The organism is Bacillus subtilis subsp. subtilis str. 168 (genome assembly GCF_000009045.1).
GTDB lineage: Bacteria > Bacillota > Bacilli > Bacillales > Bacillaceae > Bacillus > Bacillus subtilis.
In genome coordinates this window covers 3,897,681-3,915,311 of record NC_000964.3, presented here as the reverse complement: position 1 = coordinate 3,915,311, position 17,631 = coordinate 3,897,681, and the positions used below count along the sequence as shown (strand labels likewise).

General features: G+C 44.8%; 19 protein-coding genes. 15 read left to right on the top strand and 4 right to left on the bottom strand.

Annotation, left to right across the window (positions count from 1 at the left end; translation table 11 throughout):
* Positions 1–6: 6 nt before the first annotated feature.
* Together qoxC and qoxD are read left to right on the top strand one after the other, a co-directional pair.
* On the top strand, positions 7–621 hold the full coding sequence (gene qoxC / locus BSU_38150; RefSeq protein NP_391694.1) for a cytochrome aa3-600 quinol oxidase (subunit III): 615 nt from the start codon (positions 7–9) through the stop codon (positions 619–621).
* Between the two features lies 1 nt (position 622).
* Positions 623–997: a cytochrome aa3-600 quinol oxidase (subunit IV) gene (gene qoxD / locus BSU_38140; protein NP_391693.1), complete on the top strand. Its 375-nt coding sequence runs from the start codon at positions 623–625 to the stop codon at positions 995–997.
* Between the two features lie 42 nt (positions 998–1,039).
* Here qoxD and ywcE read toward each other — a convergent pair whose 3' ends face one another.
* The gene (ywcE, locus tag BSU_38130; RefSeq protein ID NP_391692.1) at positions 1,040–1,303 is read right to left on the bottom strand and encodes a holin-like protein required for proper spore morphogenesis and germination; all 264 of its coding nucleotides are present in this window, start codon (positions 1,301–1,303) and stop codon (positions 1,040–1,042) included.
* A 495-nt stretch (positions 1,304–1,798) separates the two neighbouring features.
* On the opposite strand from ywcE, the gene rodA reads away from it, so the two are divergent.
* From rodA to ywcH, 3 genes are all read left to right on the top strand, one after another.
* Complete coding sequence (rodA, locus tag BSU_38120) at positions 1,799–2,980, top strand: glycosyltransferase involved in extension of the lateral walls of the cell (RefSeq protein ID NP_391691.1); 1,182 nt, start codon at positions 1,799–1,801, stop codon at positions 2,978–2,980.
* Between the two features lie 105 nt (positions 2,981–3,085).
* Positions 3,086–3,835: an FMN-containing NADPH-linked nitro/flavin reductase gene (nfrAA, locus tag BSU_38110; RefSeq protein ID NP_391690.1), complete on the top strand. Its 750-nt coding sequence runs from the start codon at positions 3,086–3,088 to the stop codon at positions 3,833–3,835.
* 173 nt (positions 3,836–4,008) lie between these two features.
* Positions 4,009–5,010 (top strand): putative monooxygenase, encoded by a 1,002-nt coding sequence (gene ywcH, locus BSU_38100; RefSeq protein ID NP_391689.1) that lies wholly within the window; start codon positions 4,009–4,011, stop codon positions 5,008–5,010.
* Positions 5,011–5,047: 37 nt separating this feature from the next.
* Here the strand turns inward: ywcH and vpr are convergent, their stop codons facing one another.
* Positions 5,048–7,468, bottom strand: coding sequence for an extracellular serine protease (gene vpr / locus BSU_38090; RefSeq protein NP_391688.1), 2,421 nt, complete (start codon positions 7,466–7,468; stop codon positions 5,048–5,050).
* A 529-nt stretch (positions 7,469–7,997) separates the two neighbouring features.
* Between vpr and ywcI the strand changes: the two genes are divergently transcribed.
* Entirely contained in the window at positions 7,998–8,300 is a 303-nt protein-coding gene (ywcI, locus tag BSU_38080; RefSeq protein ID NP_391687.2) for a hypothetical protein, read from the top strand.
* A 39-nt stretch (positions 8,301–8,339) separates the two neighbouring features.
* Positions 8,340–9,170 (top strand): transcriptional antiterminator of sacAP expression, encoded by an 831-nt coding sequence (gene sacT, locus BSU_38070; protein NP_391686.1) that lies wholly within the window; start codon positions 8,340–8,342, stop codon positions 9,168–9,170.
* Positions 9,171–9,208: 38 nt separating this feature from the next.
* Here the strand turns inward: sacT and nirC are convergent, their stop codons facing one another.
* Positions 9,209–9,979 carry a nitrite transporter gene (nirC, locus tag BSU_38060; RefSeq protein NP_391685.1) on the bottom strand — a complete coding sequence of 257 codons (771 nt, stop codon included), beginning with the start codon at positions 9,977–9,979 and terminating at the stop codon, positions 9,209–9,211.
* Positions 9,980–10,280: 301 nt separating this feature from the next.
* Between nirC and sacP the strand changes: the two genes are divergently transcribed.
* The 3 genes from sacP to ywdA all read left to right on the top strand — a co-directional run bounded on the left by sacP (position 10,281) and on the right by ywdA (position 13,444).
* Complete coding sequence (gene sacP, locus BSU_38050; RefSeq protein NP_391684.3) at positions 10,281–11,666, top strand: phosphotransferase system (PTS) sucrose-specific enzyme IIBC component; 1,386 nt, start codon at positions 10,281–10,283, stop codon at positions 11,664–11,666.
* A complete protein-coding gene (gene sacA / locus BSU_38040) occupies positions 11,663–13,102 on the top strand; it encodes a sucrose-6-phosphate hydrolase (protein ID NP_391683.2) in 1,440 nt (479 codons plus the stop codon). Before sacP ends, sacA begins: the two co-directional genes overlap by 4 nt.
* Before the next feature lie 93 nt (positions 13,103–13,195).
* Complete coding sequence (ywdA, locus tag BSU_38030; protein NP_391682.1) at positions 13,196–13,444, top strand: hypothetical protein; 249 nt, start codon at positions 13,196–13,198, stop codon at positions 13,442–13,444.
* A gap of 89 nt (positions 13,445–13,533) precedes the next feature.
* Here the strand turns inward: ywdA and pdxK are convergent, their stop codons facing one another.
* On the bottom strand, positions 13,534–14,349 hold the full coding sequence (pdxK, locus tag BSU_38020; RefSeq protein ID NP_391681.1) for a pyridoxine, pyridoxal, and pyridoxamine kinase: 816 nt from the start codon (positions 14,347–14,349) through the stop codon (positions 13,534–13,536).
* Between the two features lie 143 nt (positions 14,350–14,492).
* Here pdxK and ywzG point away from each other — a divergent pair, with 143 nt between their 5' ends.
* From ywzG to ung, 5 genes are all read left to right on the top strand, one after another.
* Entirely contained in the window at positions 14,493–14,831 is a 339-nt protein-coding gene (ywzG, locus tag BSU_38018; protein YP_003097793.1) for a putative transcriptional regulator, PadR family, read from the top strand.
* Positions 14,824–15,459: a putative integral inner membrane protein of unknown function gene (ywdD, locus tag BSU_38000; RefSeq protein NP_391679.2), complete on the top strand. Its 636-nt coding sequence runs from the start codon at positions 14,824–14,826 to the stop codon at positions 15,457–15,459. The genes ywzG and ywdD overlap by 8 nt, the downstream gene beginning before the upstream one ends.
* A gap of 47 nt (positions 15,460–15,506) precedes the next feature.
* On the top strand, positions 15,507–16,040 hold the full coding sequence (ywdE, locus tag BSU_37990; RefSeq protein ID NP_391678.1) for a putative integral inner membrane protein of unknown function: 534 nt from the start codon (positions 15,507–15,509) through the stop codon (positions 16,038–16,040).
* Between the two features lie 89 nt (positions 16,041–16,129).
* Complete coding sequence (gene ywdF, locus BSU_37980; protein ID NP_391677.1) at positions 16,130–16,936, top strand: putative glycosyltransferase; 807 nt, start codon at positions 16,130–16,132, stop codon at positions 16,934–16,936.
* Positions 16,937–16,949: 13 nt separating this feature from the next.
* On the top strand, positions 16,950–17,627 hold the full coding sequence (ung, locus tag BSU_37970) for a uracil-DNA glycosylase (protein NP_391676.1): 678 nt from the start codon (positions 16,950–16,952) through the stop codon (positions 17,625–17,627).
* The last annotated feature ends 4 nt before the right edge of the window (positions 17,628–17,631 follow it).

Below are 17,631 nucleotides of genomic sequence, written 5' to 3'. Positions count from 1 at the left end.
TGAGTTATGGAACATGCAGAACACGGCAATTCTAACGCGCCTATGGAATATCAATCTGAAACCGGCAGACTTAATATTCTCGGGTTTTGGATCTTTTTAGGGGCAGAAATTGTGTTGTTCTCAACACTATTTGCAACCTTCTTCGTTCTTAAAAACAGAACAGCTGGAGGTGTCTTGCCAGACGAACTATTTGAAGTCAATCTGGTAATGATTATGACGTTCTTGCTGCTGATCAGCAGCTTTACCTGCGGGATCGCTGTTCATGAAATGCGCCGCGGAAGTTTAAAAGGCGTAGTCATTTGGACAATTATCACTCTTCTTCTCGGTGCCGGCTTCGTCGGATGCGAGATCAACGAGTTTGTTCACTATGTACATGAAGGAGCGGCTCTCAGTACAAGTGCGTTCTGGTCTGGATTCTTTGTTTTACTTGGAACTCACGGAACTCACGTAACAATCGGGATTTTCTGGATCACAGGAATTCTGATTCAGTTGAAGAAACGCGGCTTAACTCCGCAAACTTCATCTAAAATCTTTATCTCAAGCTTGTACTGGCACTTCTTAGATGTTGTATGGATTTTCATCTTTACAGGTGTCTATCTCATGGGATTGGGGGGTCTGTAAAATGGCAAACAAATCTGCTGAACACAGTCACTTTCCATGGAAACACATTGTAGGTTTTATCCTGTCTATCGTTTTGACCCTGCTGGCTCTATGGGTTGCAGTGTATACTGACCTGAGCTCATCAGCAAAACTTTGGATTATCTTCGGCTTCGCCTTCATTCAGGCGGCGCTGCAGCTTCTCATGTTCATGCATATGACAGAGAGCGAAAACGGCACGATCCAAGTCGGAAACACGCTGTTCGGATTCTTTGGCGCGATCGTTATCGTACTTGGATCCATCTGGATTTTCGCGGCTCACTATCACCATGGTGACCATATGGACGGAAATCCTCCTGGAGGCGCTGAACACTCAGAGCATTCAGGCCATAACGAATAATACAAAAAACCCTCTTCAGTGGAAGAGGGTTTTTTGCTGTCTTCAGCTGCTTCGCTTTCTGCGAAGATACGGAAGGCCGTAAATGATAAATGCGGCGATATGAGCGACAATGACGTTAACGGCAAACAAGATAATCATGAGAGTGTGTCCAAGTGGAGAAAGGCTTTCTGTTGCGTAAAAGAAGAAGAATACCCACATTAAAATGATTGGCGGAATAGCTGAGAGTGCGACTTTTTTGTTATCAAGCCAAATAAAGAGAGGCGTTGCGCTGGCAACCAATAAGTAAGCAAAAAACATGTCCATCATACCCGTCTCCTTTCATTTTGTGATAACGTTTACAAAAATGAAATAGAGGAACTGAGTTGTGTCTGTTTTGTGATTGTTTTTTGAACATTCTGTTACAATTATTATACCATGTTTTCCAGAAATTGATACGTGTTTTTGCAGAAATGGACTGGATCTATCGTCTTATTTTTTCGTTTAATGTGCTAGGAGAATGTATGGGCATGGGGCTCTGAATTTTTAGCTATTTCTATATGAGGTATCACATTATTTGGGAACATAACACATTATCGCATTCGTTTTTTAACAAATTCTATTGGTATGGCGTTTTTTTCATTTGAAAAGTTTTGTGTCAATCGAAACATTTCGGTTTATGATACGTCATATTTCGTGTAGCTGAAAAAGCGCCGCAAATGCTGAAAAAACATAAAAGGAAGCGAGCTTCACGTGTCATCTTGAACGTGGTTCATGTATAATAAACATTAGTGATTTTCCGATGAAAATGTAAGGCGGGATAGAATGAGTCGATATAAGAAACAGCAAAGCCCCTTTTACCAGGGGGATTTGATTTTTATATTTGGTGTGTTTTTTATTATAAGCGTAGTATCAATATATGCTGCCGGTCAGTTTGGGCAGTATGGGAACACGGATTGGATTCAGCAAATTGTGTTTTATCTTTTGGGGGCTGTAGCCATTACAGTTCTTTTGTACTTTGATTTAGAACAGCTTGAAAAGTTAAGTTTATATATTTTTATCATTGGTATTTTATCTTTGATTATTCTTAAAATCAGTCCCGAGTCTATTGCACCTGTTATTAAAGGGGCAAAAAGTTGGTTTAGGATCGGTAGAATAACAATACAGCCGTCAGAGTTTATGAAGGTTGGTTTGATTATGATGCTTGCTTCAGTTATTGGAAAAGCAAATCCTAAAGGAGTTCGGACGCTTAGGGATGATATCCACTTGTTATTAAAGATTGCGGGTGTCGCAGTTATTCCTGTAGGTCTTATCCTGATGCAGGATGCTGGGACTGCGGGAATATGTATGTTTATCGTTCTTGTAATGGTTTTTATGTCAGGGATAAATTGGAAATTGATTGCGATCATAGCTGGTTCAGGTATCTTACTCATTTCATTAATTTTATTAGTAATGATAAACTTTCCTGACGTTGCTAAATCAGTTGGAATACAGGATTATCAAATTAAGCGGGTCACTTCTTGGGTGTCTGCTTCAAATGAGACACAGGAAGATTCAAATGACAGCTGGCAAGTTGACCAGGCCATCATGGCAATAGGATCTGGTGGTATTTTAGGTAATGGTATTTCTAATTTGAAGGTTTATGTTCCAGAGAGTACGACTGACTTTATCTTTTCTATAATAGGTGAGTCATTTGGCTTTATAGGCTGTGCAATTGTTGTCATCATGTTCTTCTTTTTAATCTACAGGCTTGTTGTTCTGATAGACAAAATACATCCGTTTAACCGTTTCGCTTCTTTCTTTTGCGTTGGCTATACGGCGTTAATTGTGATCCACACATTCCAGAATATCGGAATGAACATTGGCATTATGCCTGTTACCGGGATTCCGCTGCTGTTTGTCAGCTATGGGGGAAGCTCGACACTTTCCACGTTAATCGGATTTGGGATTGTATATAATGCAAGTGTGCAGCTGACGAAATACAGAAGTTATCTTTTTAATTCTTGATATGCAGACAGCCTTTACAGAGGCTGTCTTTTTTTGTGCAGAGCATTTCACTTTTGAGATCACTTTTTTTCGGATATGATAAAAAGTGATAAGGAGGTTTTTGTGATGAATAACACAATCGAAACCATTTTGAATCATCGGTCAATCCGGTCTTTTACTGATCAGCTTTTGACAGCTGAAGAAATTGATACATTAGTGAAAAGTGCGCAGGCTGCGTCTACATCCAGCTATGTGCAGGCATATTCGATTATCGGGGTTTCTGATCCTGAGAAAAAACGTGAGCTGTCCGTGCTTGCTGGGAATCAGCCTTACGTTGAGAAGAACGGACACTTTTTTGTATTTTGTGCGGATTTGTACCGCCATCAACAACTGGCTGAGGAAAAAGGTGAACATATTTCTGAGCTGCTCGAGAATACAGAAATGTTTATGGTTAGCTTGATTGATGCGGCGCTGGCAGCGCAAAATATGAGCATTGCCGCTGAATCCATGGGGCTTGGCATTTGCTATATCGGCGGCATTCGGAATGAATTGGACAAGGTGACAGAGGTGCTGCAAACGCCTGACCATGTGCTCCCGCTTTTCGGACTGGCAGTAGGCCATCCTGCGAACCTTTCCGGCAAAAAACCGAGATTGCCAAAGCAGGCCGTTTATCATGAAAATACGTATAATGTGAACACAGACGATTTCCGTCATACTATGAATACGTATGACAAAACCATTTCTGATTACTATAGAGAAAGAACAAACGGGAAGCGGGAAGAAACGTGGTCCGATCAAATACTGAACTTTATGAAGCAAAAGCCGCGTACGTATTTAAATGACTACGTGAAAGAAAAGGGCTTTAATAAAAACTAAAGCAAACCTCTCCGTCTGGAGGGGTTTTTATGTTTCACGTGTAACATATTCCGACAAATAGGGACATGCTTTCACAAATAAATGGCGAATGATAGGGGACACTGATAAGCAGTGTGAGCGGCTTTGGAGAAAAAATAGGGGATCAGTGATACGATGAGGATGAGGTGGTAGGGATGGTTTCATTAAGTATATTAGATCAATCTCCAGTATCAGAGGGCAGCAATGCAGAAACGGCCTTACAGCAAACCGTTGCGCTTGCCCAAGCTGCTGAGGACCTTGGATATAAGAGATTTTGGGTTTCTGAGCATCACTTTTCAAAACGGCTGGCAGGGTCCAGTCCTGAGGTGCTAATCAGTCATATAGCAGCGAAAACAAAGCGAATTCGTGTTGGATCAGGAGGAGTCATGCTGCCGCATTACAGTGCTTATAAAGTAGCTGAAAACTTTCGTGTTCTGGAGGGGCTGACACCAGGAAGAATTGACCTGGGGCTTGGCAGAGCACCGGGGGGAATGCCGATTGCATCATGGGCGCTGAATGACGGTGGTAAGCGCAATGCTGATCAGTATCCGCAGCAAATTAAGGAGCTGACCATGTATTTGCATGATTTGGCGGATGACAAACACCGTTTTCCGAATCTGACCGCTGCGCCGCATATTTCAACGGCTCCGGATGTGTGGCTGCTCGGCTCATCTGGAGAAAGCGCGCTGCTCGCAGCTGAATCTGGCGCTGGCTATATGTTTGCCCATTTTATCAATGGAGAGGGCGGAGAGGGTACTGTCAGACAGTATAAGAGGCGATTCAAACCGTCTGTGTTAGGAGATACGCCTCGAGCGGCAGTTGCTGTTTTTGTTCTTTGTGCTGACACGGAGGAGAAGGCAGAGGAGCTTGGGGCTGTGCTTGATTTTACACTTTTGGCGGGAGAGCAGGGTATTCCTTTAGAGGGAGTTCCTTCGTATGAAGCTGTTCGGAAAAATACGTATTCTCCTTATGAACAGAGACGAATTGCTGATAATCGAAATCGAATGATTGTTGGTACGAAAGAACAGGTTAAGGAGCGGCTGTTAGCTTTGAGTAACGCGTATGAAACAGAGGAAATCATGGTGGTGACCATCACGCATCATTTTGAAGATAAGCTCCGATCGTATCGCTTATTGCAGGAGGCGTTTGCTGACTGATCTTTAAAAAGCCCTGCCGAATCGGCAGGGCTTTTTCTTATTCAACAGTGAAAGGTTCTTCGGTCAAAACCTGGCTTGACTTGCCTTTGTTCGCGGCATATGCGAGCAAGTAATACTCTCCGGCCGGAAGTTTGGTTCCGCCATTAATCGTGCCGTCCCAGTCAAAGTACTGGTAACCTTTATCTTGGTTTTTATAAATGCCGGCTTGGCCTGCGAAATCAAGGTTGCTGTCATAGACGAGGAACGCCAGCTCTTCCGCTCCCGCAGGAAGGTAGGTTTCAATTTGATAGGTACCTTGTACAGACCCTTCGCTGACAGAGACAGATGTGACTCTCGGATAATCGGGCTCTTTCACAATCAGCAATGTAGGTACCTTAGCGACCGTTTTTCCGCCTTCTCTGACGATAACCGTTCCTTCATAGGTGCCAGCTTTTGTTTTCTTCGTATTGACCTTTACTTTTGCAGTGGCTTTCCCGGTTTGATGTGCCGGAATCACAACACGGCTTGTGCCGGATGTGGAAATGCCGCTGCCATTAAATGAGTATTCAAGTGTGTATGACTTTCTAATGGAAGATTGATTTTCAATCGTAAACGTTTCATTTTTTGTTTCGTTTCCGTTTTCCTTCAAGAACGTGCCGTATGAATAGCTTCCAGGTGAGACGAGCGAATCGGCTTTGATTGCGTTCATAATTCTTGCGCTGCCTGCGCCTTGAGCGTTATGCGGATATACTTCCCCATCGCTATCCTTTAAAGTGACAGCGGTATTCATGATGGCGGCTTTAATCTGTTCAACGCTCCACTTTGGTTTGGCTTGTTTAATAACGGCAACCGCTCCGGCAATATGAGGCGATGCCATGCTTGTTCCTTGTTTTGATCCGTAGCCGTATGGATGGTCAGGATCGTGTGTTGGGATCGTGCTCACGATATTGACCCCTGGCGCGGAAATATCAGGCTTAATCATCCACGTATCCATAACAGGGCCGCGTGATGAGAAATCAGCGACTTGTTCACCGAGCGCTTTTGAGACCGTCAACTTGAATGTTGTTTTTGTCTCACCAGCTTTCAGGGCGCTGACGAGTTTTTCGCCGTCTTCTAATGAAAGCTTAATCGTTGGGACAGACATGCCTGGCACATTGGCTTCAATTTCTCCAGAGAGGTTGTTATACACAACCATGCCGATTGCACCGGCTTTTTTAGCGTTATCCGCTTTATCCACAAATGCAATGCTGCCTCGTTTGACAACGGCGACTTTGCCTGTCAGGTCTTTCCCTTCAAAATCCTTTGCTTCGCCGATTCCCGCTTCGACAAGCTCAACTTCTTTGTTATTGAGCGCTTTGACGTCGTCCTCTTTGTTGTAGCCCATCACTTTTGCTGAAGAGTAGGAGCCGAAAGTGACGGCGTATTCATTGAGCGGCAGCTGAGTCGCACCGACAGAAATCGCTTCTCTTGATGTGCCCGGCGATCCGACTGTCCAGCCGTTCGGTCCGCTGTTGCCGTTTGAGGTAACAGCGACAACGCCTTCTGACATGGCCCAGTCAAGCGCTGTGCTTGTCGCCCAGTCCGGGTTGTTTAAAGAGTTTCCGAGAGACAGGTTCATCACATCTGCCCCGTCCTGCACTGCACGTTCCACGCCCGCGATGACGTTTTCCGTTGTGCCGCTTCCGCCAGGCCCTAACACACGATAAGCAAGAAGTGTGGCATCAGGCGCTACGCCTTTAATCGTTCCGTTTGCAGCCACAGTTCCGGCTACGTGTGTGCCATGGTCAGTTGCCTCGCCCCTCGGATCGCCGGTTGGTGTTTCTTTTGGATCGTAATCATTGTCCACAAAATCGTATCCTTTATATTGTCCAAAGTTTTTCTTCAGATCTGGGTGATTGTATTCAACCCCAGTGTCAATAATCGCCACCTTGATGCCTTTTCCTGTGTAGCCTAAATCCCATGCATCGTTTGCTCCGATATAAGGCGCACTGTCATCCATTTGCGGAGATACGGCGTCTTCGGAGATTGTGACGTCTTTATCCTTCATATTGTCTGTTTTATATGTGACGTTCGGGTACACTGCCTTAACGTCTTTTACCGCTAGAAGTTTTGGAATCTCATTAGCTGGAAGCTTCATAGAGAAGCCTGAGAATACCTGCTCATATTCCCGGTTTACTTTTCCGTTTTTCACTGCTTTGATTGCTTTGTTTTTTGCTTTGGTGCGAGCGGTTTTCAGCTTGCTTTTCGATTGGCTTTCTCCCGCTTCCTTCGCTTCTGCCAAGGATTTTTCTTTTAATTCCACTATAACGGTTGTTTTTTTGCTTGTCGTCATATCGATATCACCGAATACCTCGGCTTTTTCCAGATCAGCCGACGTTTTTGAAGAAGCCGGAGCTGCCTGAACGCCCGTAATGCCTGTGGATAACGCAAAAAATAAGACGAAACTTACAAGCAGAAAGCGAATGATCCCCTTTTTCAATGTGTTTCCCCCTTTGTATTTAGAAAAAATGTGAAAGATCTAGTATATATTTCTTGAAAATTCAAAAAAATCCTTGTGTCATTTGGACCATTTATTGGATTTTGTTTGTGTATAACGAAGGAGTTATACACAGAACCCTGTGTATAAGTGAATAAACCTGTGTATATATATAGTTAGGAATATACGTTCGTATACAAAATATAGATAGAGTTTGTGGACATGTGGATATCTCTTGTGATTAAGTTGTTCTTATCTTTGGGATAACTTGTGTATAAAGTTTTCAAAGCGGTTCTCCAATTTTCATTTCAATTCTTTCAGCTTTCAACAAAACTTCTAAAAACTAGTTGGTTTTTTCACTCATATTGTGACAAAGAATTCTCTTTCCACGGTCTATCATAGAGTCATGAGTTTTGCTAGAGCCGCTAGTTTGCGAGAAAAGAAATCGGCCGTCTTTTCTTGCGGGCTGCGGCTGAGAAAACGGGCTGCTAAAAAGGCTGCCTGCCAAAAAGAAGCGGAGGGATGTTTTTCTATGAAACGTTTGCTTGTATCTTTACGGGTGTGGATGGTCTTTTTGATGAACTGGGTGACGCCGGACAGAAAAACTGCGGCTGCCGCGGTCTATTCGGCTCAGCGTACATACCAAAGAAAGGCGGCTGTGCAGGCCGCAGGACTCGTTTCGTTTTATGAATGGCGGATGGCTGTGAATGAGGAAGAAAAGCAGAAAGCGAAAGCCGCCGCGCTTTATAAAAGAAGATGTTTGCAAGCCTTCAAGGAATCGCCAAAGCAGGAGAGAGCGGGCCCGCATCTTTACATGGCGGTCAAAAGGAGGTAAAATCCCAGTCAAAAGCAAATTGGCGGGAGAGATAACCTCTTGAAAATCTATAAAGTATTAAACAACAATGCGGCTTTAATAAAAGAGGATGATCAGGAAAAAATCGTGATGGGACCGGGAATCGCTTTTCAAAAAAAGAAAAATGATCTCATCCCTATGAATAAAGTGGAAAAGATCTTTGTCGTGCGCGACGAGAATGAAAAGTTCAAACAAATCCTGCAAACACTGCCGGAGGAGCATATAGAAATAGCTGAGGATATCATCAGCTATGCGGAAGGAGAGCTCGCGGCGCCGCTGAGCGATCACATTCATATCGCGCTTTCCGACCATTTGTCCTTTGCGATCGAAAGGATTCAAAATGGGCTGCTTGTGCAGAATAAATTGCTGCATGAGATAAAGGCGCTCTATAAAAAAGAATATGAGATCGGCCTGTGGGCGATCGGACATGTAAAAGAGACATTGGGCGTGTCTCTGCCTGAAGATGAAGCGGGTTATATTGCCCTTCACATCCATACGGCGAAGATGGATGCGGAGAGCATGTATTCAGCGCTGAAGCATACGACCATGATCAAAGAAATGATAGAGAAAATAAAACAATACTTTAATCGAAAGGTGGATGAAAACAGCATTTCCTATCAACGCCTTGTCACGCATTTGCGATACGCGGTCAGCCGGTTGGAATCAAATGAAGCGCTCCATCGTATGGACGAGGAGATGCTTTATTTCATCCAAAAAAAGTATTCATTCGCCTATCAATGTGCGCTGGAGCTGGCGGAGTTTTTGAAAAATGAATATCAATTACATTTGCCGGAATCCGAGGCCGGCTATATCACGCTGCATGTCCAGCGTCTTCAAGATCTCTCGGAATAACCGCTTTGACTTGCAGGGAGTGATCTCTGGAAGTTTTTTTATTGATCAGGATTCAGTGTGTAGTACATCCAGCCCATCATAACTATTCCCGCGGTCAGATTGCCGAGCGTAACGGGGATTAAGTTTCTGACTGCTCCCATCAGTGTCACTGTATCAGGGTGCTCGATCAAAAGCGAGATGGCGAATGTGCACATATTGGCAATGCTGTGTTCAAAGCCGGAAATAAAGAAGCAGAAAACGAAAAGCATCATGGTAAAAAGCTTTGCTCCTTCCCCTTTGAGAGACATTGGAATGAAAAAGGCGAGGCACACAAGCCAATTGCACAGCATTCCTCTGAAAAACAATTCGGAAGCCGGCGGCTCCATTTTGTGCTCTGCCAAATGAATCAAAAAGGAATGAACAGAAGGCTCCTCAAAAAGTCCCGTCGCGCTGATCAGGATGGCAAACAGAATGGCGCCGATTAAATTGCCGGCATAGCTTGACATCCACAAGTATAGGGTGTCGCGCCAGCTGATTTTTTTCCGGAGCGCGGTATAGGTGAAATAAAAGGTGTTGCCGGTAAATAAATCTCCGCCTCCGTAAGCAATCATCAGAATAGCGGCCCCGAAAGTGACAGCGGCTGCCGGAAAGGCAAACGGAGAATCAGCCATAAAGAAATAGCTGCCTGTTTTGCTTGCGGCTGTAATGCCAAAACCAATAAATATACTGGCCAAAATGGACCGAAGCACATAACGGATTTTGCTTGAAGCGAATATGTTTTGTTTTTTCAAAGCATACTGTTCAACCTTTTGTAATGCTTGAGTTTCCATTGTCTTTTCCTGCTTTCTTTCATGATTGAGCATAGTATAGCACGATATTGTGAAGTATTTCACAATTAATTTTTACGAATTTTTGTCTACATGTTATATCAAACTATTTAACTAAAAAAATAGTTGACGAAAACGCTATCATGATTTATGATGAAAGCGTATTCTTAATCTGAATAAGCGGGATTGTGACTGGTAAAGCAGGCAAGACCTAAAATTTGCGTAAATGAAAAAGGATCGCTGTGTCCTTTATTCGTTGGCGAATTTTAGGTCTTTTTTGTTTAAATAAAAGGGGGAGAAATAGATGGATTACAAAGAGACTGCAAAACGCCTCATTGAGCTTCTCGGAGGGAAAGAAAATATTATCAGCGCGGCTCATTGTGCAACAAGACTGCGTTTAGTGATGAAAGATGAATCAAAGATAGATCAAGCACAAGTAGAAGAGCTTGATGGCGTTAAAGGGGCTTTCAGCAGCTCTGGCCAGTACCAGATCATTTTCGGAACAGGCCTTGTGAATAAAGTATTCGATGCCTTTTCTAAAGAAGCTGATATCGAGCGTGAAGAACACGTCAATCATCAGGATGCGGCAAAAGAAAAGCTGAATCCCGCTGCGAGATTTGCGAAAACGCTTTCTAATATTTTTGTTCCAATCATCCCAGCTATTGTAGCCAGCGGCCTATTAATGGGATTGCTGGGTATGATCAATGCGTTTCATTGGATGAGCAAGGATTCTGCGCTTTTGCAGCTGCTTGATATGTTTTCAAGTGCAGCATTCATTTTCTTGCCGATTCTAATCGGGGTCAGCGCTTCAAAAGAGTTTGGCAGCAATCCATACTTGGGAGCGGTCATCGGGGGAATCATGATTCATCCGAATCTTTTAAATCCATGGGGATTGGCGGAAGCGACACCTGATTACATGCATCTTTTCGGATTTGATATCGCTCTTCTCGGCTACCAGGGAACTGTTATCCCTGTCCTGCTTGCGGTGTATGTGATGAGCAAGGTAGAGAAATGGACGAGAAAAGTGGTTCCACATGCGGTGGATTTGCTTGTTACACCATTTGTTACTGTGATTGTCACCGGGTTTGTTGCTTTTATCGCGATTGGCCCTCTAGGCAGAGCGCTTGGCTCCGGCATTACGGTTGCTTTAACTTATGTATATGACCATGCCGGTTTTGTCGCAGGTCTGATTTTCGGGGGCACGTATTCACTCATCGTGCTGACAGGCGTTCATCACAGCTTCCATGCGATTGAGGCAGGGCTAATTGCAGATATAGGCAAAAACTACTTGCTGCCGATCTGGTCAATGGCGAATGTCGCACAGGGCGGGGCAGGTCTTGCCGTCTTCTTTATGGCGAAAAAGGCAAAGACAAAAGAAATCGCGCTTCCGGCAGCATTTTCCGCTTTTCTCGGCATTACTGAGCCCGTCATATTCGGAGTCAATCTGCGCTACCGAAAACCGTTTATCGCCGCGATGATCGGAGGCGCATTGGGTGGGGCATATGTCGTCTTTACACATGTAGCTGCAAACGCTTACGGGTTAACGGGAATTCCGATGATCGCCATTGCGGCTCCGTTTGGCTTCAGCAACTTGATTCACTATCTGATTGGCATGGCGATTGCGGCAGTGTCAGCGTTCATTGCAGCATTTGTCATGAAGATTAATGAGGATGAGGAGAGGAAAAAATGACAGCACATGACCAGGAGCTTCGTCGCCGGGCTTATGAAGAAGTGGAGAAAAAAGAGCCCATCGCTAACAGCGATCCGCACCGCCAGCATTTTCATATCATGCCGCCGGTTGGGCTGCTGAATGACCCGAATGGCGTGATTTATTGGAAGGGCAGCTATCATGTATTCTTTCAGTGGCAGCCGTTTCAGACGGGGCACGGCGCAAAATTTTGGGGGCATTATACGACACAGGATGTTGTGAATTGGAAGCGGGAAGAGATTGCGCTGGCTCCGAGTGATTGGTTTGATAAAAACGGCTGCTACTCGGGCAGCGCTGTCACGAAAGACGATCGGCTCTATCTTTTTTACACAGGAAATGTCAGGGATCAGGATGGAAATCGGGAAACGTATCAATGCCTTGCTGTTTCTGACGACGGGCTGTCCTTTGAGAAAAAGGGTGTCGTCGCCCGCCTTCCGGAAGGATATACGGCGCATTTTCGCGATCCGAAGGTATGGGAGCATGAAGGCACATGGTATATGGTGATTGGTGCGCAAACAGAGAATTTGAAAGGGCAGGCTGTGTTGTTTGCTTCTGATAACCTGACAGAGTGGAGATTTCTTGGCCCGATAACCGGCGCGGGCTTCAACGGGCTGGACGATTTTGGATACATGTGGGAATGCCCTGATTTGTTTTCCCTTCAAGGATCGGATGTGCTGATTGTTTCGCCTCAAGGGCTTGAGGCTGACGGTTTCCGTTATCAGAACGTATATCAATCAGGTTATTTTGTCGGCCGCCTCGATTATAACAAGCCTGAACTGAAGCATGGTGAATTTACGGAGCTTGATCAAGGTTTTGATTTTTACGCGCCGCAAACACTTGAAGACGATCAGGGAAGGCGGATTTTATTTGCATGGATGGCGGTGCCTGATCAGGATGAAGGGTCCCATCCGACCATTGACTGCCACTGGATTCACTGCATGACGCTGCCGAGACAGCTGACGCTTTCAGGACAGAAGCTGATTCAGCAGCCGCTGCCTGAGCTAAAAGCCATGCGCAGAAATGAGAAAAAAATACACATCAACATGCATGGATCATCTGGTGCGCTTCCAGTGGAAAAACCTGAAAGAACTGAGATTCTACTGGAAGACATTCATACGGAGTCTGGCTTTTCAATCAGTATCCGCGGAACGGCTACGTTTTCCTTCCATAAAGACGAGGGGATTGTTACGCTGGAACGAAAGAGCTTTGACGGAAAAAGAACAGAAGCGAGACATTGCCGCATCAAGGATTTGCATACCGTACACATGTTTCTCGACGCGTCATCTGTGGAAATCTTTATCAATAACGGAGAAGAGGTCTTGAGTGCAAGATATTTTCCTTTCCCGGGAAATCATGAAGTAACAGCCAGTGCGACCGGGAAATCTGAAATGAATGTCGGAATTTGGACACTTATGTAGAAAATCCTTCTATTTTCTTATGTGAAATCTGAGCCATCTGTGCTATTCTTCAACGATAACCTACTATTTTTTTCTGTAAAAGGAGTTGTTTTCTTGAATATACATGAACAGAAGATAACACCGGAATGTTTGGAAAAGGCTGCTAACCAAGTTGAAGATAAGCGAGAAGAATATAAGGATGTGCTGCTTCAGCTGAAAAAAATGCTTGGCGGAACAACGCCGCACAGTGAAACGGCGGAAATTCTCACGCGGGCATATGAACAAATGAAGGAATATGCACTTTTTGTTCAGTCGATAGAAACATTTTTGAGGAAATCTGCAAACAATTTAAAAATCAAATAAACAGGCTGCCGATGGGATCGGCAGTTTTTTCTGTGAAAAGTCTTCGGTGATTTAAAAAGGGCTGCCTCTCTGTAAGGCAGCCCCTTTTTTTATGATTGTTGATTCAGGCGCAGTGCAGAATGCTTCGTAGGACCAACATACTGGTTTAGCGGGAAGGATTCTTTAATGGCCGCTGTGATGAATTCTTTCGCTGCGTAAATGGCTTCTTTGACTTCCGCACCTTTGGCAAGCTCCGCTGTCACGGCTGCTGAGAATGTACAGCCTGCGCCATGTGTATAAGGCGTATCGATCATTTCGCTTTCAAGGACTTCCGCTGTTTCTCCGTCATAGAGAACATCAACGGCTTTCTCGTGTTTGAGTTTGCCTCCGCCTGTAATGACGACATATTGAGCGCCGAGTGCGTGAATTTTTTTCGCGGCTTCGATCATATCGTCAACTGTTTTTAGTTCATCCATGCCGCTGAGCTGGCTGGCTTCAAACAAGTTTGGCGTAATGACAGTGGCTAGCGGAGCCAATTGCTCACGCAGGGCTTGGGCGTGCTCCGGATAAAGGACTTCATTAGCACCTTTGCAAACCATAACCGGGTCAATTACCACATTTTTTAATTGTTTTTCTTTGATCGTTTTTGCCGCAAGCTCGATAATGTCAACGGTTGGCAGCATTCCTGTTTTCATGGCGTCCACGCCGATGCCGTCCGTAATTGTTGCAAGCTGGGCGCGGATTGTATCAGTATCGATCGGGAATACCTGATGGTTCCAGCTGTTGTTTGGGTCCATCGCAACGATCACCGTTAAGGCGGTCATCCCGTATACGTTTTTTTCTTGAAATGTTTTTAAATCAGCTTGAATCCCAGCACCGCCGCTGGAATCTGAGCCGGCAATGGTGAGTGCTTTATGCATAGACATGTCTTGAACCTCCATCATGTTTTGTCTTTCATTATAGTTAGATTTTCTCTGTATCACAATATAGAAGATCTATAGGAATCATTTGACAATCTCAACGGGCTTTCGTAAAATGCTACATAAGAAAACTAGGTAGGGGTTTTGAGATGTTAAATCGTGAGCTGGTTAAGGGAAGCACGGTTATATTGGTATTGACGCTTCTGAACGAGCGGCCGATGTACGGCTATGAGCTTGTAAAAGAAATGGGAAGCCGCAGCGGAAATGAACTGCAGATGAAAGAAGGGACCTTGTATCCTTCTCTTCACAAGCTTGAACGCCAAGGGTATATTTCTTCCTACTGGGAGAAGCAGGAGAAAGGACCGGACCGCAAATATTACCGGATTACAGACGAGGGCAAAGAAGTGCTGGCGGAACGCACGAAGGAATGGAGCGTATTTTCAGCCATGATGGACCGAATACTGAAGTGGAGCGGACAAAATGGATAAAGAAACATATGTATCCGAAATCAAAAGCGGGCTTAAAGGGCTTCCTGAGGGTGAGGCGATGATAGAAGAGATTGAGAGCCATATTGAACATCATCTGTTTCGCTCTTTTCAGGAAGGAAAGAGTGAGGAGGAAGCTATGCAGACTTTATTGCAGGCGTTTGGAACACCAACTGACATTGTTTCTTCGTTTAAGAAAATACAGCCAGTAACGTTTCGTGCGTTTTTGATGTTCCATCTTTTCTGTAACAGTGCCCTATTCGCTGTCGGCATTGCGATTACAATAATGCATGTATGGCTTGAATCACCGTTTGTTCAAGCAGTATGGAAAGGCATTTCTGTTTCTGTTTGGCTGATCTTAGCTGCATATATGATCTACTGGGTGCTGATTGGGTATCAAGGCGTGAAGGAGTTTGGAAAACGCGGAGAAAAGCTTGTTCTACATACGATTCTGATCTCAATGGTGCCAAACGTCATTTTTATGCTTGTTTTTCTATTCAATGTAATTCCTGCTGCGCTGTTTCAATCCTTGTTGACACCTTGGTTTGTTGGAACTTGTGCTTTTGCAACGCTGTTATTTCCGTTATTTGGCCGAATGGGCTGTTATATTGGCAGGCGTCAGCTTGTCTGATTTTTTAGGTATATACATAGAATTTCTATGTAAAGGAGGTGTATGTCGTGAGGATTAGCTCTTGTTTATATGGTTTTGTAGCTCATGGGGCAGTATTTTTGTTTACTGGTGGCTGCATGCTCTTGGCTATGGCAGCCAGCTTGCCTTTTGTTTTTCTGCTTGATCGGCTGCCTGATGTCGTCTTTACAGCAGGTGCCATTCTTACGCTGCTATGTTCATATGCTTATGTCTGGTTTTGGGCGGTCCGATTTGCATATAACCAGAAAATGCGCCTGTTTGAGGTTCAATTGGGGTCCTTTGTGTTGCTAGCCCTCATGATATCTTTGTTTTTATTGGATGGATCTAGTATGAAAGACATCATGATGAATTGGGACGATGCAGGCTGTGCTTTTGTGCCGCCGGCTTTTACATTTTTGTGTCTTTCTTATGCACTGGTGCTGCTGCCGGTCTATCAATCTAAGCTGTGGCGTCTTATCCTTCCGAATGGCGTCCGCATGAAAGATATCTTTCATGTCTTTGGAGATCTGATGCTGATCATGGTGCTTCTGATCGGAGCCACTTTGCTGTTTCTATCATTGTAGTATGCCGTTTCAGTAGGATATTCCCACTGATCTCCCGTCCAATATATGTTTTAATAGTACATGACTATGAAAATGAGAAGGAGAGCATCATGAAGATTTCTATCGTAATTGTGACCTATAATCGGATTCCGGCTTTGTGTGAGCTTTTGGAGTCGATTTCCCGCCAGACCTTGATGCCGTATGAAATTATTATTGTGAATGATGCCGGGGAATCGGTCGTGCCGGTCAAAGCACTTTATCCGGAGCTGCCGATTGCTGTCATCAATTTAGAAAAGAACTCGGGGCATGTGGCTGCGAGAAATGCCGGTGTAAAAGAGGCGTCTGGGGATTGCATTATGCTGTGTGATGACGATGATTTCTTTACGCCAGGGCATATCGAGAAAATGGCAAAGGAAATAGAAACGGCAGACTTCGTTCATTCTGATGCGGAAATAGTTTCGTTTGAAGAGAAAAACGGAACAAGGTATCCAGTGTCACGGAAATTGTTTGCTTATACCGCTGACTATGAGGATATGAGAGTGTTTTCTACATACGTGCCGTCGGGCAGCATGTACAGACGTTTTCTGCATGATGAAATCGGGTATTTCGATGCTGATGTGCACAATTACTGGGACTGGGATTTTTATTTGCGCGCGGCCAAGGATTACCGGGTGAAGCGTGTCCCTTGCGCCAGCGTGATTTATGCCTTCAGTGACGCGGGAGACAATCAGTCTGCTGACCTTGGCGCCAAGCGGAAGCAATATTTGGATCGTTTAAGTGAAAAGCACGGACTCGGGGAGCTGCCGACGAAAAACTTTGCCGTCCTGCTTGAAGAGCCTGAGATGAAGAGGCGGGAAGCAAAAAGTGAAATGGTTTGGGATGGCGAGCCTGTCTATTCCAGACTTCATCGTTCGTAAGGAGGCCTGAATCTTGAAACAGCTTTTACAAGACAGCTGGTGGAATCAGCTAAAGGAAGAGTTTGAGAAACCGTATTATCAAGAGCTCAGAGAGATGCTGAAGAGGGAATACGCGGAGCAAACGATTTATCCGGACAGCCGGGATATTTTCAACGCGCTGCATTATACATCATATGATGATGTCAAGGTCGTCATTTTGGGTCAAGATCCGTATCACGGGCCGGGACAGGCTCAAGGTTTAAGCTTCTCTGTCAAGCCCGGTGTAAAGCAGCCGCCTTCGTTAAAAAATATCTTTCTTGAGCTGCAGCAGGACATCGGGTGCAGCATCCCGAATCACGGGTCGCTTGTGAGCTGGGCAAAGCAAGGCGTTCTTTTGCTGAATACTGTGCTGACAGTAAGGCGCGGACAGGCGAATTCCCATAAGGGAAAAGGCTGGGAGCGACTGACGGACCGAATTATTGACGTGCTGAGTGAAAGAGAGCGGCCGGTTATCTTTATTTTGTGGGGACGGCATGCTCAAATGAAAAAAGAACGGATCGACACCTCCAAGCATTTTATCATTGAATCGACGCATCCCAGCCCGTTTTCTGCGAGAAACGGATTTTTCGGGAGCAGACCGTTTTCCCGGGCGAATGCCTATTTGGAGAAAATGGGAGAGGCGCCGATTGATTGGTGTATTAAGGATTTGTAAAAAG

Bases quoted from the DNA above. Each gene is read 5' to 3' on its own strand.
- rodA (NP_391691.1), top strand. From the start codon at position 1,799: ATGAGTCGATATAAGAAACAGCAAAGCCCCTTTTACCAGGGGGATTTG.
- nfrAA (NP_391690.1), top strand. From the start codon at position 3,086: ATGAATAACACAATCGAAACCATTTTGAATCATCGGTCAATCCGGTCT.
- ywzG (YP_003097793.1), top strand. From the start codon at position 14,493: ATGTTAAATCGTGAGCTGGTTAAGGGAAGCACGGTTATATTGGTATTG.
- nirC (NP_391685.1), bottom strand. From the start codon at position 9,979: ATGGAAACTCAAGCATTACAAAAGGTTGAACAGTATGCTTTGAAAAAA.
- qoxC (NP_391694.1), top strand. From the start codon at position 7: ATGGAACATGCAGAACACGGCAATTCTAACGCGCCTATGGAATATCAA.
- sacA (NP_391683.2), top strand. From the start codon at position 11,663: ATGACAGCACATGACCAGGAGCTTCGTCGCCGGGCTTATGAAGAAGTG.
- sacP (NP_391684.3), top strand. From the start codon at position 10,281: ATGGATTACAAAGAGACTGCAAAACGCCTCATTGAGCTTCTCGGAGGG.
- ywcE (NP_391692.1), bottom strand. From the start codon at position 1,303: ATGATGGACATGTTTTTTGCTTACTTATTGGTTGCCAGCGCAACGCCT.
- qoxD (NP_391693.1), top strand. From the start codon at position 623: ATGGCAAACAAATCTGCTGAACACAGTCACTTTCCATGGAAACACATT.
- ywdD (NP_391679.2), top strand. From the start codon at position 14,824: ATGGATAAAGAAACATATGTATCCGAAATCAAAAGCGGGCTTAAAGGG.
- ywcI (NP_391687.2), top strand. From the start codon at position 7,998: ATGAAACGTTTGCTTGTATCTTTACGGGTGTGGATGGTCTTTTTGATG.
- ywcH (NP_391689.1), top strand. From the start codon at position 4,009: ATGGTTTCATTAAGTATATTAGATCAATCTCCAGTATCAGAGGGCAGC.
- ywdF (NP_391677.1), top strand. From the start codon at position 16,130: ATGAAGATTTCTATCGTAATTGTGACCTATAATCGGATTCCGGCTTTG.
- pdxK (NP_391681.1), bottom strand. From the start codon at position 14,349: ATGTCTATGCATAAAGCACTCACCATTGCCGGCTCAGATTCCAGCGGC.